This is a genomic window from Gemmatimonadota bacterium, assembly GCA_016714015.1.
Taxonomy (GTDB): Bacteria; Gemmatimonadota; Gemmatimonadetes; order Gemmatimonadales; family Gemmatimonadaceae; genus Pseudogemmatithrix.
The window spans coordinates 18685-33634 of the sequence record JADJNZ010000012.1 but is presented as its reverse complement, the minus strand read 5'-3'; the positions used below and the strand labels follow the sequence as shown (position 1 = coordinate 33634).

The following is a 14950-nucleotide window of genomic DNA, read 5'->3' as shown; positions in this document are numbered from 1 at the left end:
CGGGAACGGCATTGTTCCGAGCGCGCGCTCTGCGGCCTCACAGCCTCAGGCCCATCGCGCGGCCGTCCGCACCGAACAGGGCTAGCCTACCAGCGGTCCAACCCCGATCGCGAGGAAACCGAGCCCCGGATGCTCAACGAACTCCTCGGTCGCCGAAGCGATGTGCTGCATGACCGGCGCGACGGCGGCGGCAACGACGCCGCCGCCGTTCAGCCACACGACCTTCGGCGGAGGGGCACCAATCACGCCGAGCCTGAAGAAGTCCTCATCCTTCAGCAACCGAACCGCCACTACGCAGCCGGGATCGCCATCAGGCGACGCTCACGCTCCGCCGCGAAGGCGAAGCACGCAAGCAAGTCCTCATGCACCAGTTGCGGGAACTCGGCGCGGAGTTGCTCCTCTGACATGCCAGAGGCAAGATGGCCCAACACCTCACCTACCGAGATGCGCGTGCCGCGCACACACGGCTTTCCGAAGCGGACTTCGGGGTCCACGGAGATTCGGGCGAGGAGGTCCATATGAAGATTATGGGGCGCTAATCCACAGACCGCCACTCAGTCAGGTGGCGTCTGGAGGATGACTGGTTCAGCCGCGGCACGGTGTTTGGGCGGGTCGCTTCACGCGGTATGAGCCGATCATGGCGACGCTTCGGGCAGCACGCGGCCAGTTCGCGCCGGGCCGCGCAGGGAAGCGGCGCTACCGTTGGCGCTGAGATCACGGAGATTTCGAGACGACCCCAGGAGGCCCCGGATGGACTGGCGCGAGCACATCACCATCGACGCAGGACGGCAGGGCGGACAGCCCTGCATCCGCGAGACGCGGATTCCCGTCCACGTGATCCTGGACAGTCTTGCTTCCTGCGAGACCGAAGCGACCATCCTCGCTGAGTACCCATCCCTCACGCCGCTCCATATTCGCGCAGCGTTGGCGTTCGCAGCGGCGATCGCGCGCGATCGCATTCCACCGATTCCTTCCTGAGCATGCGCCCTTGGGGCGATGACGCCGCCTGGAACGAACAGTCGTAGGACCTACCCGCGAAAGCTGCTCGAATACGAAGGGGCGCCCGACCACTCTGGTCAGGCGCCCCTCTCCACACTCCGCGACCCCTACCGCGCCGCGATCAACCGATCCCGCAACCGCCCCAGCCGACGCTTCACCGACCCGTCCATCACGGTGTCCCCCACGCGCACCACCACCCCGCCGAGGATCCGCGGATCGACCGTCACGTGCGGCACCACCGTCTTCTTGAGCGCCTTGCCGAGCGCCGCGGTCATCGCCTCGCGCGTGGCCGCGTCGAACTCGCGCGCCACCGTCACCCGCGCATGCACCCGCCCCTCGGCCTCGTCCAGCAGGTTGTGGTACTCCACCGCGATCTCGGGGAGGAGCATCTGCCGGCGATTGGTCACCAGCTTCTGCACGAACCGCACGAAGTGCGGCGCGGCACCGGCGAGCGCCTTGCCGAGCACGGCGGTCTTCTGCGTGGCGCTCACCTGCGGCGCCTCGAGGAAGTGCCGCAGCGTGGCGTCACGCTCGACCGCGTCGCCGAGGGCGCTCACCGTCGCGCCCCAGCCGGCCGTGTCGTTCGCCTTGCGGGGCGAGGGCGAGCAGGGCCTCGGCGTAGTTGCGCGCGATCGAGGTGTCGCGCATCACTTGGCTCCGAGCGAGCCGAGGTACTGCTCCACGAGCGCGCGGTCCGACGCGCCATCGAGCTTCTGCCCGATGAGCTTGCCGGCGCCGGCGAGCGCGAGGTCCACGGCTTCCTTGCGGAGCTCGTCGATCGCCTTCGACTTCTCGCTCTCGATCTCCTTGCGGGCCCGCTCGAGGAGCTCGGCCTGCTGGGTGCGCGTCGCCTCCAGCATCTCGCCGCGCATCGCCTCGGCCGTCGCACGCCCTTCGGCGATGTAGCGCTGCGCCTCGGTGCGCGCGGCCTCGATCGCCGCCTTCTGCTCGGCGACGAGCTTGGCGGCCTCGGCGCGATCGCGCTCGGCGGCGGCCATCGCGTCACGGAGCGCCTGCTCGCGACCGTTCACGGCCTCGAGGATCGGGCCCCACGCGAACTTCCAGAGCCCGGCCCAGGAGGAGGACGAAGACGATGATCGTCCACGTCATCAGGCCGAGGTGCGGATCGAGCAGCCTGGGCTTCGCGCCCGCCTCGGCCGCGAAGGCCGGAGCAGCGGTCAGCGAGAGCAGGGCAAGAACAAGCAGCGAAGAGCGCATGTGTAGAGGGGAGGTATTGAGTCGTGAGCGAGGCGCTGTGCGGCCACCCCGCATTCATCCTTCAGCCTTCAGCCTGCATCGCGCAGGCGCGACCGCGGCGGCAAAGCCGCCGCGGTCACGCCAAGCACTTAGAACTTGCCCTGGATCTGGAACGCCACCACGACGCCGAACAGCGCCGCACCTTCGATGAGCGCCGCGAGGATCAGCGCCGCCGTCTGGATCTTGCCGGCCGCCTCGGGCTGACGCGCCATGCCTCGACCGCCTGGCCGCCGATGCGACCGATGCCCATGCCCGCGCCGAACACGGCGAGGCCGGCGCCGAGACCGGCACCGATGAGCGAAAGACCCTGGTTGTTGTTGGCGACGGTCTCAGCCGCGGCCTGGAAGAACGGGAAGAACGCCATTGGAAGAACCCTTGAGAGTGTGTCCTGCGATTGACCTGCGCGACCGGGTGGTCGCTCCCCGCCAACGGGCTTTCGCCCAGCGGGATTCGTCCGGCATTCGCCGAACTACGGATGGAGGTTGAAGGTGGAAGGATGAAAGTTCACCGCTCCCGACCTCAGTCTCCGGCCCAACACCTTCATCCTTCAACCTTCAGCCTTCATCTCAGTGATGCGCTTCGCGGATCTGCCCGATGAACACCGAGGACAGCAACGTGAAGATGAACGCCTGCAGGAACGCGACGAACAGCTCGAGCACCATGATCAGCACCGCCATGATCAGCGGCGCGCCGCTGATGAGGTTGCCGAACGTGAAGATCAGGCCCATGAGCGCGAGCACGACGATGTGACCGGCGGTCATGTTCGCGAAGAGACGTATCGCGAGCGCGAACGGCTTCGTGAGCTTCCCGATGATCTCGACCGGCGTCATGATGAGGAACATCATCGGCCGCATGACCATCGGCAGGTCGTTGTTCCAGTAGAAGATCGTGTTCAGGTAGCCGAGGCCGTTGGCGCGCATGCCGGCGATCTCGACCGTCACGAAGGTCATGATCGCGAGCATCGCCGTCACCGAGATGTTGCCCGTCGCGGTGGCGCCGTAGGGCACCAGGCCCAGCAGGTTGAGCGTGAGGATGAAGAAGAACGCCGTGAGCAGGTAGGGCACGAAGCCCTCGCCATGGTGCCCCACGTTCGGGAGGATGACCTCGTTGCGGATGTAGAGGATCATCGACTCGATCGCGTTCGCGAAGCCCTTCGGCGGATCGTTGCGGAGCGCGGCCTTCTTGTGCGCCCGGCCCACGGAGAACATCACCACGAAGAGCAGCGCCGCGCCGATCCACAGGAACACCACATGCTTGCTCGGCGAGAGGTCGATCTCGAGCGGCCCGACATGGATCGGCGCCCAGTGCGGCAGCGCGTACTCCTTGAAGAACGGAACTTCCAGTACGGCAACTCGATGTGGTCCGGAGTTGGTGATGTGCGGCGTGATGATGTCCACCGGGCCCGGCCTCGGCCGGCGGGCGCCGCATGGTCGCGCGGCCGGGGCGGCTGGCGTGCCGCGGAGTCCGCGACGGCGGTGGTCTGGGGCGCCGCGTGCGTCTCCTGCGCGCGCAGGGGCGCGACGGCGAGGAGGACGGCGGCGAGAGGGGCCAGCAGGCGGAACGATCCGGTCTTCGCGATTGCAGGAAGAGAGGCTCGACGATCATCGTGACGAACAGGAATCCGACCAGGCTCAGGAGGCCGGCCCGGAGGCCAACCCCAGCGCCGGGATCCCGACGAAGGCATGCACCATCACCACCGCGAAGCATCAGCGACCCCAAGCCCCATCCGGCGATCGGATTGGACTTCACGAAGGGCTTGGCGACCGCGTACGAGACGAGCTGCACCCCGAACGCGATGACCGCGCTGCTCCACACCGCCTTGGCCAGCTCCGTCCCGGGCTTCAGGGCAGTGATGCCCCAGGCCCCGCCGAAGATGACCACTGCCGCGAGGCCGGCGAACAGGAGGCCCCGCTTCACTGCTGCTGCCGCTCCCGCTTGGCCCGCGCTGCCGCTTCGTCGCGCTTCTGGTCGGCCATGAGGTTCCGGTACATCGAGTAGAAGGCCGCACCGGCGCCCGTGAAGACGCCCACGTACAGGAAGATCGGCGCCGTCCCCAACCTCCGGTCCAACCACTGCCCAGCGTAGAGGAAGACGACGATCGAGGCCGCGAACTGGATCCCCAGACAGGCGTACCGTCCGGCCGCCCCCATCGAGCGGGCCGACCCCGCCCTCCAACCTCGCCAGCGCTTCCGGCAGAGGCACCTCGGGCCGCGGTTCGGGCCCTTCGGACGAGCGGGGGGATTCGGCCATTCCAGCCTCGAATTCTAGGAGCTTGTGAAAAAAAGCGCAAGCGACGCGCCCACCCGGTCCTGAGGGGCGGAACTCACCTTCTCGGACCCCGGCCCGACACTAGCGAAAGGCACCCTTCGTGCCCTCGCGGAATAGTCCCTCCGGGCACCGCGTCGAAAGACGTACTCGGCGCGTTCGCGCCAGACCGGAATCACCCCATGCGCTGGACCCTTCGCCGGAAGCTCTCCGGCCTCGCCGCCGTCGGTGTCTTCGGCACCCTCCTCGTCGCCGCCGCCGGACTCACCGGCCTCCGCGCCGGCCAGCGCAGCGCTGCCGCCCTCGTCGCCGGCACCCGGCTGCAGCGCCAGCAGATGGACGTGGACATGATGCACGACGCCATCCGCGCCGACGTCCTCGCCGCCATCCTCGCCACCCGCGACACCGACGCCACCGCCCTCCAGGGAACGCGGACGGAACTCGCCGAGCACACCGCGCGCATGCGCGAGTCCGTGACCGGCATGCGCGGGACCACGGACCCCGCCATCAGCACCGCGGTCGCCGCCGTCACGCCGGTGCTCGACCGCTACCTCGCCTCCGCCGACGGCATCGTCGCCGGCCGCAGCGGCGACCTCCCCGGCTTCCTGCAGGACTTCGCCGCCCTCGAGCAGCCGTCGAGCAGCTCGGCGACCTCATCGCCGCCACCGCCACGCGCACCGAGCAGGAATCGGCCGCCCGGCTCGCTCGCTTCTCCTGGATCATGGGCACCGTCGCCCTCGCGGTGCCGATCGTCCTCATGGTCCTCGGGCTCTGGCTCGCCGGCCGCATCGCCGACACCGCGCACCGCGTCGCCCTGCGCGTCGCTCAGCTCGAGTCGAGCGCCGTGCACGCCCTCGGCGCCGCCATGGAAGCCCTCGCCGATGGCGCCACCGACCGCGCCGTCGCGCTCGGCGTCACTCAGGAGCCGGTGGACGGCGACGACGAGATCGCCGAGGTCGCGCTCTCGGTGAACTCCATCATCGCCCGCACCGCCGAGACCGTCGCGAGCTACGACCGCGCGCGCCCCGCCATCGACGAGGTCTGCGCCACCACCACGCGCCCTCACCGCCGCCGCGCGCGGGCGACCTCGCCGCCCGCGGGGACGCGGCCACTGTCCATGGCCGCTACGCCGCCATGGTCGAGGGCCTCAACGCGACGCTCGATGCGGTCGTCCTCCCCGTGCAGCAGGCCACCGCCGTGCTCGAGCGCATCGCCGCCCGCGACCTCACCGCCCGCGTCACCGGCGACTTCGCGGGCGACCATGGCCGCATCCGCGACGCCGTCAACGCCGCCGCCGACGCCCTGAGCGGCGCGCTCACCGAGGTGCAGCAGGCGACCGACCAGGTCTCCACCGCCGCCGAGCAGATCGCCGAGGCGAGCCAGCTGCTCGCGCGCACCGCCAGCGAGCAGGCGGCGAGCGTGGAGGAGATGACGTCGAGCATCCATGTGTCGTCGGCCGCGGCCAACGGTGTCGCCGAACAGGCGGGGCGCGCCGCCCAGGCGACCGCGCTCGCCACCGCGGGGCGCGAGGCGGGCGAAGCCTCCATCACGCGTCTCGCCGCGGCGGTCGCCGAGATCGAGCGCTCGGCGCTCGCCTCGGCCCGGATCGTGAAGGACATCGACGCCATCGCGTTCCAGACCAACCTGCTGGCGCTGAATGCGGCGGTGGAGGCCGCGCGGGCGGGCGACGCCGGCCGCGGCTTCGCGGTGGTGGCGGACGAGGTGCGCGCGCTCGCCATGCGCGCGGCGCAGGCGGCGCGGCAGACGGGGGACCTGATCCAGGAGAGCGTGGACCGCGCGAGCGCCGGGGCCGCGAACACGCGCGAGGCGGTGGAGCGGTTCGCCGCGATCGGCGAGCAGGTGACCGTGCTGGAGGGGCTGGTGGCGGGGATCGCACGGGCGAGCGACGACCAGGCCCGTGGGCTCGAGTCGCTGAGCGACGGCGTGGACCGGTTCAGTGCCGCGGGCCAGGACACCGCCGCGCACGCCGAGGAGACCGCGGCGGCGGCGGAGGAGCTGCATGGGCAGACGTCGATGACGCGGGCGATGGTGGCGACGTTCACGCTGCCGGGCGATGCGCGTCCGTCGCAGCACCCGAAATCCCGAACACACCCCGAACAGCGGTATCCACACCGCAGCCGCGGAGGGCGTCAGATTCGTGACCGGAGTCCAAGTGGCGATTCCAGAGCCACTTAGCCGTTACCTCCGATTTGACGAATCGTCATGGTGTTGATAAGTTCGAGTCGCAATGTTGGACAGCGGATGTCGCCCGCATCTGTATGTCCAGAACGCCGATCGAGACGCCCCGCCATGATCGCCAAGGTCCCCTTCACTCTGCTCGCCTCTGCCGTGCTCGCGTTCGCGTGCGGTCCGCGTGCGCGCAACGAGTCGATCGCGCGACGAGATGCAGCGCTCGACGCGCGTGATCCGTCGAAGCCGTTGGTGGCGACGCACTGCGGTGCGCGTGGAAGAGGAAGTGCACTTCGACTTCGCGGTGGTGAACGGAGGGAAGAAGAAGCTCGAGGTGGATTTCGCCGACGGCCGCACGCACGATCTCGTGGTGCTCGACTCGCTCGGACGCGAGGTGTGGCGCTGGAGCGAGGGGCGGCTCTTCACGCAGGCGATGCAGAACCGCGTGCTGCGCGCGAGTGATGCGCTTCGGTTCGATGAGGAGTGGGAGGCGCGCTGCCGGGGAAGTACACGGCGGTGGCGACGTTGGAGAGCAGGAACTATCGGACGGAGCAGCGGGCGGATTTCGTTGTCGCTGCGCGCTAACGGAGCATGACAGCGGAAGGGTGAAGGTCGAATGGAGAAGCGAGACCGGGCGGCCTGCGATGCGGGTCGCCCTTGTTTGTTGTGGGCACGGATACGCCAGTCGCGAGGGTGACTTACGGGTCGCACTCGAGGCACACAGGCCTTCACCACCCCACTCAGATAACTGTCAGGCTAGCACTGCATCGCCGGCTAGGGACCATCACCACCATCGGCCCCGGGTCGCCCGCGCGGCCTGGTACACAGCCACCCAGCCGCCGGAGAACCCGGGGCAGTTCAACTCCTCGACCCTTCCTCATCTGCACGACGCCGCTACCTGTGCCTCCGAGCTGTGCGTTGAGTCGTCAGGAGCGGCGCCGTCAACTTCTCATACGCGGCGAGGAGAAACTCAGCGCGCTCACGATCGGACTTGAAGGCAGTGGGGCGGTACAGCTTGTCGACAGCCCTATCCAAGGTCCGGTGCGCCCTGAGAAGAGTAGCGGGCATGAAGTCGGGATCGTACAGGTCAGCCAACGATGCCCCAGCATGCTTCGCTCGAGCATCCAGCACTGCCTTCGCTAACAGTGTGAGAGTCTCTTCAATCTCAGGGATAGGCCGCGCGGGCATGGGAAAGGTGTTGTAGACCACCCCGATGCCGTACTGGAAGTCGCTTTTGAGTCGACCGCTGACATGGCGAACCCATGCCATGTGCATAGCCGACGTGAGCAGCGCAAACTGCCAGTGCTGCGCATGCGTGAGAATGCGGACCTTGTTGCTGGGTATGACCGGTGGCTCGAGCCACGCAAGAGGGATGTACTCCCGTCGCTCAGAGCTCACCTCCGGGACGACGAGAAACGCCGAGTCGGGGACGACCTCTACATTGAACTTTGCTGGAAAGTCGGCAAGCGCCCTCGTGCTGGCGCGCTCGCTGGCGGCGCGAAACGATCTGACTGCCCGCATCCGCTCTACAACGTGTGGCATCTGTCGCAATTCCGCGGGCGCTGCGTTGCGGAGATCTAGAATCCATCGTTCACCGCCGTTGAGGTACTCCCGGGCGCCGATGAACGGGCGCAGGAATGCGGCTGCCTTGGGCTCGATCGCGAGGAATGCAGCGCGTTCCGCCCCATCGAAGATGTACTGGCCGTCGTCGATCGGCTGAGTGCCGCTGAGTAGGGCAGGTAGCCCATTCAACGATCTCGCGGCCTCTGAAACAACGAGGTGCGGATTCGAGAGCCGCGATGCGTCAAACAGGTAGGGAGAAAGCGCCGTGTGCTGGGTCTCCACAGGATCACCGTCTATGTCGTCGTAGGAGAAAAGGCGTCGCCTCGCCGGAGCTTGGGAAGCCAGCGAGAGCCCCAGAATGACCACGTGAACGTGTGCCTTCCCGCGAGCGTCCGATCCCCATGCGAACGTGCGGTGAGCGAAGGCGATCTCGAGCTTGAAGCGATCGAACAGCAGGGGCCACAACTGCGCCACCTGTTCGCCCTGAGTAATCGAGTTTGTCGCGACAAAGCCCGTTCGAATCGACACTCCCTGCATATACTGCCCAGCCTTCACGAACCAAGCGCAGACGAAATCGAGCGATCCCCCGGCACCGCCGAGCGCGGCGAGCGTTCGCACCTGCTCTCGCTGCACCGAGGACTGGAACTTCGAACCGATAAACGGCGGATTGCCCATAAGGAACGAGCACTCCGTCGGTGCGAGAACAGCGTTCCAGTCGGTCGCGAGAGCGTCAGCATTGTGGATGTGCGGCGACTTCTTGAGTGGGATGCGGACAAAGGACTTCCCGAACTCGAGACTCAGTCGGTTGTTCATCAAGTGATCCATCATCCAAAGCGCGGTTTCCGCAATGCGCGCCGGGAACTCGCCAATCTCGATCCCGTAGAACTGGTCAACGTCCACGAGCGACAGAATGCTTGCGTCCAACTCCATCTGATCTGCAGCCACGAGAGTGCGAATCTCGCTGATAACGGACATCTCGAGTAGGCGCAGCTCCCTGTATGCGATGATAAGGAAGTTTCCGCAACCGCAAGCGGGATCGAGGAAGGTCAGCGCCCGCAAGCGCGACTGGAACGCGGCCAAATCAGCGCGCTTCCTGTTGTCCTTGCGCTTCTTCAGTGCGCTGAACTCAGCGAGCAGCCCATCGAGAAAGAGAGGCTGGATGACCTTGAGGATGTTCTTCTCTGTCGTGTAGTGCGCGCCCTGAGCGCGCCGCTCCTCTTGATCCATGACGGACTGAAAGAGCGAGCCGAAGATAGCCGGGGAGATCTCCGACCAATCGAAGTCGCAGGCGTCGAGTAGCACCGGCGCCCGTTCGTGTCGAACGATGGATTGTGAGCGGCCCGTCGAAGAGCTGGCCGTTCACGTATGGGAACCGCGCGAGATTCTCATCCAGCTTCGCAGCGCGCTTGTCCTCAGGGGTGTTCAGTACCTGAAAGAGCTGCGCTAGCCACGGGCCGAGGTCAGTGCCGTCGCTGCGTGTGCGCGACTCGACTAGGTCGAGAAAGCTGTCGCGCGGCTCGAAGATCCCGGTATCATCGGCGAATAGGCAAAAGACGAGCCGCACCAAGAACTTCTCCAGATCGTGGCCGGTGTAGCCGTCCTTCTCGAGCACATCATGGAGTCTGCCTACAATCTCGGCCGCGCGAATGTTGACGGGGTCTTGGTCGCGAAACGTGTGCTTCTCCACTCCAATCAGAAACCCAAACTTCTCGACGTGGCGCGGCAGCTCCTCCAACGAAAAGCACGCGTGCTCATCCTCGTTTAGGTCGAACAGTTCGAAGGTCTGGAAGTCACTCACTAGGATGTATCGCGGAAGGTCAGCGTCCTTCAGGCCCGGGAAGTAGTCGAGGGCCTGAATCTTGGCTGCCTTAAGGTCGCGTCCAGCGCTTTCTGCTCGACGAGGAGCTTGCCCTTCCAGAACAGGTCGATGTAGCCGCGCCTCTCGCCGAGGTTTCTCACCGGCTCTTCAAAGCTCGCGACACGCTTTACGGGGACGCCGAAGACCTCGAACAAATCTCGATAGAACAGCTGAGTCTGTCCCTTCTCATACCCGTCGTTCGCCCACTCACGTGCGAACTCGGCTGCGCGAACACGGATCTCATTCCACGAAAGACGCATCTACGGCGGACCTCGCTCGGGTTTGATGGGCGGAACTGGCAAGGGATCCAGGGTCCGCGGAACAATCTACGTACTGTGCGGGCCGCCGCCGTGCGCGGGCTGAGGGCTTCGCCGACCGGCGATCTGACGAACAGAAGTGGCCCCGCTTCGTCGGACAGCCCGCTCTGTAGACGAGCGGGCTGTCCGAAGAACCTGGGCCACTTCATGATCCTTTCTGGCAGCTACTGATCGGGTGGATCAAATGCGCGAGTCATCACGTCACGCCACTTCGAGGGCACGTCGCCCCAAAGCGGCCCCCACTTGCAGGTCTCCCTGAAAGCGGTAAACGGCTTCTCACTCGCAGGCGCGGGGTATCCAAGTACGTCTTCAACGCACTCGGTTAGCCTCGCCACACTATCGTCGCCAACAATCTTCCGGATCGGCTCGTTGAACTGCGCGGCTCCTGGAGTAGCAGAGTCGAGGTCGTGAATCACAAATGGGTCGATGCTCAGGGCCTTCAAGTAGCGCGCCAATCCAATGATGGATGCCTTGCCGCGCGCCTTGATGACTTCTGTGTTTGACAGAACAAGCTGACGCGCAGCAGGGTCGAGCCGCTTCAGCGTCTCACGGATGACGATGTCTTCGGTGTCGCCTTCAACCACCACGACGCGCCTGGTGAAAAAGACCCGCGCGATGTAGTCGTCGACCCGCAGCAGCATCTTGACGTAGTCCTTGTCTTCATCGTGCAGAGCCGCAAATGCCTCCGTGACCGAGAAGGCTTGCACCTGATTGCTCCCCTGCCACTGCAAAACGGTTCAGCACCTGTCGCGGTTTGCGTGACAGGTCAATCAGAACGGCGAATGCGTGGTGGCGATGATCTGCGAATCGTGCCCGGAGTTCGTAGATGGTATCGCGCATCTGATTGGCTGCGCCGGGGTGCAGGTAGATCTCCGGCTCTTCGAAGCCGATGATGAGTGACCGAGCGCTCCCTTTGTCCTCTCGCTTCGCCACCCAGCGTTGCCGAAAGCGAAGCACACCGAACACGGCAGCTCGCACCATTCCTGTGCCTTGGTGATCGACCGGAGTTCGAATATTGCTTGACAGTTCCACCGAAAAGGTGGGCTTAAGCGACTTGTCCGGATCACTCAGGTCCGCCCTCGCATGAATCTCGGATTCGGGAAAGACGCTTGATATAACCGCGTTCAGCTCTGCGAGCATCTTGCCAAACTCCGACGCGGCGTCCTCTGGATCCATTTCGTGCGCCAGAGCGTCCAGATACTCCTGCGCCTTCCTATAGTTATCCGAGGCCCCGCGCACGTCTTCAAAGAGCTCGTTGAGGGTCTTCGAGAGGACGCCACCGCCCGCAATCTCGTGGCTTGAGTCTCCTGCCGGAATCAACACGTAGCGAGGCAGTCGTGCGAGGACAACTTGTGGAATTCCTCCGGGATTTTGGAACCAAATTTCGTCCTCGCCGACACTCCATATCTCGTCCAGCTCTTCAAGCAGCGGTCGCGTGGTAGCGGAGAACTTCTTCGAAAGATCGGGGAAGAGCCCCTGCACGGCCGCAACTTCGATTCCGCGATCGACAAGGTCCTGGGGAGTCTTGATGTCCTCGAACTGCGGCGCAATGGTTCGGGTCCTGCTCCTCACTTCCACGAGAACATCCTTGCCCAGCTCGTATGTCTTGCGATAGGTCAGACACAACCGCTTCCTCGCCTGTGTCCCCAGCGGCATACTCAAGGACACGACCTTTGAAACCTCTCCACGACTTAGCTTCCACTGGCACATTCCGAAACTCGCCCTCGAGCACGATCCGGTTCGAGAGCGTCTTCTGTTCACCAGTGACATCGTCCCGAACGCTATAGTACTCAACGTCCGAGATACGCTTCTGTGGCGAGAGTAGGTGCGAGAGCGCTGTAAGGACTGAAGTCTTGCCCGAATTGTTCGGACCAATTAGGAAGGTCGCATCGCCGCACATTACTGTGGCAGACTCGATACGCTTGTACCCTTCGATGCGGATTCGGTGTAAGCGCATTGGGAGTGCTAGCTCCTAGTCTGCGTGAAGGGTACATGCGGGCGCCGGTCCGCGCTGCGTCGTTTTGCGCCCGCAATCGTCAAGTTGTGATGAGACCGTTTCCATTGAGTGCTGGTGGGCGGCTGCCTGCGCCAACTGTCGCTAGGCGGTGATCGCAACGAGCTCCGCATCTCCACTCTAGCCCCGACGACCAAACCAGAACCACGAGACGATGAGTCCGAACGCTAGGCAGCTCGCAGCTATTAGGAGAAATGCAGATTCGAACGGTTTCACCGACGGCTCTTCGCCGACGTAGCTCTCGTCGATACATACTCCAACTTGGCTATCGATGGCGGCCCTAGCCAGCATCACTGCTTCTGCGCGAGGGCCAAGTTCGGTGAGCATGGAATCCCGACTGTTCGTGTTGGCGACGCGGATGCTGTCCCAGAAGACAGGTGGGCGCATGGAGGCTCTTTCGATGAACTTCGATGGCGGGTCGAACTGCCCCAGTTTCTCCGCAATTTCTCCTAGTGGAATCGTTGCAACGATTCGGGCCCGGCAGGCCGATAGATTGTCCGAGAAGCGCTCGACCTGCTCCTCGTGCACGGCAACTCGCCACTCGTGGACGAGCGGAAGCGTGAACCAGGCGCTCGCGGCGAGCACAACGAGCACAATCCAGATAATCGCCAGTTGTCCGACGTGAAGTCGAGAGCACCAACCTCGGAACTCGATTGCCATGATTTGCTGGAGGCCTCAGGTCCGCGACTCTCGACACCTGCACGTCAGCGATGCTCGGACATCCGCATACCGCTGCAGTCACCTGGACGAGAACCTACCCTCCTTGCCTTCCACCCTGCAAGCTCTGCAGCGATACCTCTTACCGCTGAACCCGCGACACGGCTATGGCGCCGTTCGCGAGCACACCGCACCCCTCTGCCCTCGATCCACGCTGGGAGCCCCAAGGAGCGCGCACGCTCCGCCGCATCGTCGCTCGACTTGATATGCAATGCAGCCAACATGCCGTTGCTTCCGCAGCAGCCCGGAAGGCGGATGCGGCCTCCCAACGTGCTCACCTCTACCCCGCTCGCATCGGACCCGCGATCCAATCAGCCGGAAGCGACAAGGCGGCCAACGGCACCCACGCCGCTGACCGCCCCGTCGTTCTCCCGCAGTCCCGCTACTTCCTCCGCCCCATATCCGGCGGATCACTCATCGCCGCCAGCAGCGCGCCGCACGCCGTGATCACCGGCGGCAACGTCTCCGCCAACTTCGGCACCGCCTCGCTCAGCGCCACCAGCAGCGCGTTCGCGGGATGCACCGTCGCCAGCGCCCCCACCATCGCGATCGCCGCGCCCAGCAGCGCCCGCACCCCGCGCGGCTTCCCTGCCGCATCACTCGCCCTACGCTTCGGCTCCGCCATCCATCCTCCTGTGAATTGAAGTGGCCAGCGCGACCCTACCGCCCATCCTTGGGCGGGCACGGGTCGTTCCCGTACGAGTTCTTCTCCGCGATCTGTCCGTCCTCGCGGTGGATCGTGTGCTCCACGCGCAGCCCGCGCGCGATCTCGCGGCCCGCGGCCACCGCCTCCGCCTTGCGCCGGTGCTTCGACGCCACGCGGCCGCTGACCTTGTTCCACCAGCCCGTGCCGCTCGCCGCGGGCACGGTGTGCACGCCTCCCCCTCGCTTCATCTGTCCTCCTCGTGGTGATGGGTGTTGTGGGTACTGATGGTCCTACGCCGCCTGCGGCACCGGGACCGCATCCGACCCGCGCTCGGCGGACGGACCGGGGATCTGGTGGACGCGCTTGGCGGCGCGCCACTTGGCGAGCGTCTCCTCGTCGCCGTCGAACGCCGCCTTCACGACGGCGTCCAGCCGGTCGACCGCGTTTCGGCCGCGACGGATCTCCACCGCCAGACCCGCGCGAGCGCCCACGTGCGCCCCGACCATCGCGGCCCGGTCGCTGAGCATGCCCTCGAGCTCGTCGCGCACGGCGATGCACCGGGCGAGGAAGTCCGCCGGCAGGCCGTTGGCGATGAACACGGCCTCGAACGGCCGCGCCGCGGTGATCATGCTGTCGCACGCCTGGAGGACCTTCGTCACCCCGAGGCCGGCCGGCGGCATCTGGATCGCCACCGGCATGCGCTCGTTGATGTCCGAGCCGAACTGCGCGCGCGCGATCGCCGCGATCGGGCGCATGTGCCGCACGATCAACTGCTTGACGAGCTTCGCCTGCACGTGCCGCTCCGCGCGGCTGCGCGCGCGGCCGGTGAGCTGCATGCTGGCGTGCTCGCGGATGCGAGGCACCACCTCGCCCAGCATCTCCGGCGCGGTGCCGTAGCTCAGCGGACCCGTCACCGGGTGCGCCACCGCGAACGCCTGTATCCGCACGAACGTCTCGAGCAACTGCTTCTGCCTGGCGATCATCTGCTCCTCCTGATGGTTGTGAGTGGACGCAATGGACCTGCCCCCGCCCGCGTGCGTCCGCCACGGGCGGCGGATTCCGCGCTACCGCCGATCGTGCTCGCGATCGCGTTCCAGCGCCTCGGAGTCGCGTCGCAGTGCCTC

General features: G+C 65.7%; 15 protein-coding genes and 3 pseudogenes. 4 read left to right on the top strand and 14 right to left on the bottom strand.

Features of this window, described 5'->3' with window-relative positions; translation table 11 throughout:
* Positions 1 to 81: 81 nt before the first annotated feature.
* Entirely contained in the window at positions 82 to 279 is a 198-nt protein-coding gene (locus tag IPJ78_19065) for a hypothetical protein (protein ID MBK7908632.1), read from the bottom strand.
* 11 nt (positions 280 to 290) lie between these two features.
* Positions 291 to 518, bottom strand: coding sequence for a DUF433 domain-containing protein (locus tag IPJ78_19060; protein MBK7908631.1), 228 nt, complete (start codon positions 516 to 518; stop codon positions 291 to 293).
* A gap of 232 nt (positions 519 to 750) precedes the next feature.
* On the opposite strand from IPJ78_19060, the gene IPJ78_19055 reads away from it, so the two are divergent.
* Complete coding sequence (locus IPJ78_19055) at positions 751 to 978, top strand: DUF433 domain-containing protein (GenBank protein ID MBK7908630.1); 228 nt, start codon at positions 751 to 753, stop codon at positions 976 to 978.
* 128 nt (positions 979 to 1106) lie between these two features.
* Here IPJ78_19055 and atpH read toward each other — a convergent pair whose 3' ends face one another.
* The 6 genes and pseudogenes from atpH to IPJ78_19025 form a co-directional block, all read right to left on the bottom strand.
* The gene (gene atpH / locus IPJ78_19050) at positions 1107 to 1556 is read right to left on the bottom strand and encodes an ATP synthase F1 subunit delta (protein MBK7908629.1); all 450 of its coding nucleotides are present in this window, start codon (positions 1554 to 1556) and stop codon (positions 1107 to 1109) included.
* A gap of 90 nt (positions 1557 to 1646) precedes the next feature.
* Positions 1647 to 2030, bottom strand: a complete 384-nt coding sequence (gene atpF, locus IPJ78_19045; protein MBK7908628.1) for a F0F1 ATP synthase subunit B — start codon at positions 2028 to 2030, stop codon at positions 1647 to 1649.
* Positions 2002 to 2217, bottom strand: coding sequence for a hypothetical protein (locus IPJ78_19040; GenBank protein ID MBK7908627.1), 216 nt, complete (start codon positions 2215 to 2217; stop codon positions 2002 to 2004). The genes atpF and IPJ78_19040 overlap by 29 nt, the downstream gene beginning before the upstream one ends.
* 128 nt (positions 2218 to 2345) lie before the next feature.
* A pseudogene (atpE, locus tag IPJ78_19035) lies at positions 2346 to 2620 on the bottom strand (ATP synthase F0 subunit C).
* 202 nt (positions 2621 to 2822) lie between these two features.
* Positions 2823 to 3653 (bottom strand): F0F1 ATP synthase subunit A, encoded by an 831-nt coding sequence (atpB, locus tag IPJ78_19030; protein MBK7908626.1) that lies wholly within the window; start codon positions 3651 to 3653, stop codon positions 2823 to 2825.
* A 516-nt stretch (positions 3654 to 4169) separates the two neighbouring features.
* Positions 4170 to 4406, bottom strand: coding sequence for an AtpZ/AtpI family protein (locus IPJ78_19025; protein ID MBK7908625.1), 237 nt, complete (start codon positions 4404 to 4406; stop codon positions 4170 to 4172).
* 297 nt (positions 4407 to 4703) lie between these two features.
* On the opposite strand from IPJ78_19025, the gene IPJ78_19020 reads away from it, so the two are divergent.
* From IPJ78_19020 to IPJ78_19010, 3 genes are all read left to right on the top strand, one after another.
* Positions 4704 to 5492, top strand: a complete 789-nt coding sequence (locus IPJ78_19020; protein MBK7908624.1) for a hypothetical protein — start codon at positions 4704 to 4706, stop codon at positions 5490 to 5492.
* Between the two features lie 163 nt (positions 5493 to 5655).
* Positions 5656 to 6717: a methyl-accepting chemotaxis protein gene (locus IPJ78_19015; GenBank protein ID MBK7908623.1), complete on the top strand. Its 1062-nt coding sequence runs from the start codon at positions 5656 to 5658 to the stop codon at positions 6715 to 6717.
* Between the two features lie 208 nt (positions 6718 to 6925).
* On the top strand, positions 6926 to 7306 hold the full coding sequence (locus IPJ78_19010) for a hypothetical protein (protein ID MBK7908622.1): 381 nt from the start codon (positions 6926 to 6928) through the stop codon (positions 7304 to 7306).
* A gap of 299 nt (positions 7307 to 7605) precedes the next feature.
* Here the strand turns inward: IPJ78_19010 and IPJ78_19005 are convergent.
* The 6 genes and pseudogenes from IPJ78_19005 to IPJ78_18980 form a co-directional block, all read right to left on the bottom strand.
* Positions 7606 to 10392: pseudogene (locus IPJ78_19005) on the bottom strand (class I SAM-dependent DNA methyltransferase).
* Between the two features lie 221 nt (positions 10393 to 10613).
* A pseudogene (locus tag IPJ78_19000) lies at positions 10614 to 12406 on the bottom strand (AAA family ATPase).
* A 177-nt stretch (positions 12407 to 12583) separates the two neighbouring features.
* The gene (locus tag IPJ78_18995; GenBank protein ID MBK7908621.1) at positions 12584 to 13123 is read right to left on the bottom strand and encodes a hypothetical protein; all 540 of its coding nucleotides are present in this window, start codon (positions 13121 to 13123) and stop codon (positions 12584 to 12586) included.
* 439 nt (positions 13124 to 13562) lie between these two features.
* The gene (locus IPJ78_18990) at positions 13563 to 13805 is read right to left on the bottom strand and encodes a hypothetical protein (protein MBK7908620.1); all 243 of its coding nucleotides are present in this window, start codon (positions 13803 to 13805) and stop codon (positions 13563 to 13565) included.
* Between the two features lie 35 nt (positions 13806 to 13840).
* Positions 13841 to 14074: a DUF2188 domain-containing protein gene (locus tag IPJ78_18985; protein ID MBK7908619.1), complete on the bottom strand. Its 234-nt coding sequence runs from the start codon at positions 14072 to 14074 to the stop codon at positions 13841 to 13843.
* Between the two features lie 42 nt (positions 14075 to 14116).
* Complete coding sequence (locus tag IPJ78_18980) at positions 14117 to 14809, bottom strand: hypothetical protein (GenBank protein ID MBK7908618.1); 693 nt, start codon at positions 14807 to 14809, stop codon at positions 14117 to 14119.
* Positions 14810 to 14950 lie beyond the last annotated feature (141 nt).

Excerpts from the sequence above, each read along its gene's own strand:
- IPJ78_19020 (MBK7908624.1), top strand. The coding sequence starts at position 4,704 with ATGCGCTGGACCCTTCGCCGGAAGCTCTCCGGCCTCGCCGCCGTCGGT.
- IPJ78_19025 (MBK7908625.1), bottom strand. The coding sequence starts at position 4,406 with ATGGGGGCGGCCGGACGGTACGCCTGTCTGGGGATCCAGTTCGCGGCC.
- IPJ78_18990 (MBK7908620.1), bottom strand. The coding sequence starts at position 13,805 with ATGGCGGAGCCGAAGCGTAGGGCGAGTGATGCGGCAGGGAAGCCGCGC.
- IPJ78_18985 (MBK7908619.1), bottom strand. The coding sequence starts at position 14,074 with ATGAAGCGAGGGGGAGGCGTGCACACCGTGCCCGCGGCGAGCGGCACG.
- IPJ78_19055 (MBK7908630.1), top strand. The coding sequence starts at position 751 with ATGGACTGGCGCGAGCACATCACCATCGACGCAGGACGGCAGGGCGGA.
- IPJ78_19010 (MBK7908622.1), top strand. The coding sequence starts at position 6,926 with ATGCAGCGCTCGACGCGCGTGATCCGTCGAAGCCGTTGGTGGCGACGC.
- IPJ78_18980 (MBK7908618.1), bottom strand. The coding sequence starts at position 14,809 with ATGATCGCCAGGCAGAAGCAGTTGCTCGAGACGTTCGTGCGGATACAG.
- IPJ78_19040 (MBK7908627.1), bottom strand. The coding sequence starts at position 2,217 with ATGCGCTCTTCGCTGCTTGTTCTTGCCCTGCTCTCGCTGACCGCTGCT.
- IPJ78_19060 (MBK7908631.1), bottom strand. The coding sequence starts at position 518 with ATGGACCTCCTCGCCCGAATCTCCGTGGACCCCGAAGTCCGCTTCGGA.
- IPJ78_19015 (MBK7908623.1), top strand. The coding sequence starts at position 5,656 with ATGGTCGAGGGCCTCAACGCGACGCTCGATGCGGTCGTCCTCCCCGTG.
- IPJ78_18995 (MBK7908621.1), bottom strand. The coding sequence starts at position 13,123 with ATGGCAATCGAGTTCCGAGGTTGGTGCTCTCGACTTCACGTCGGACAA.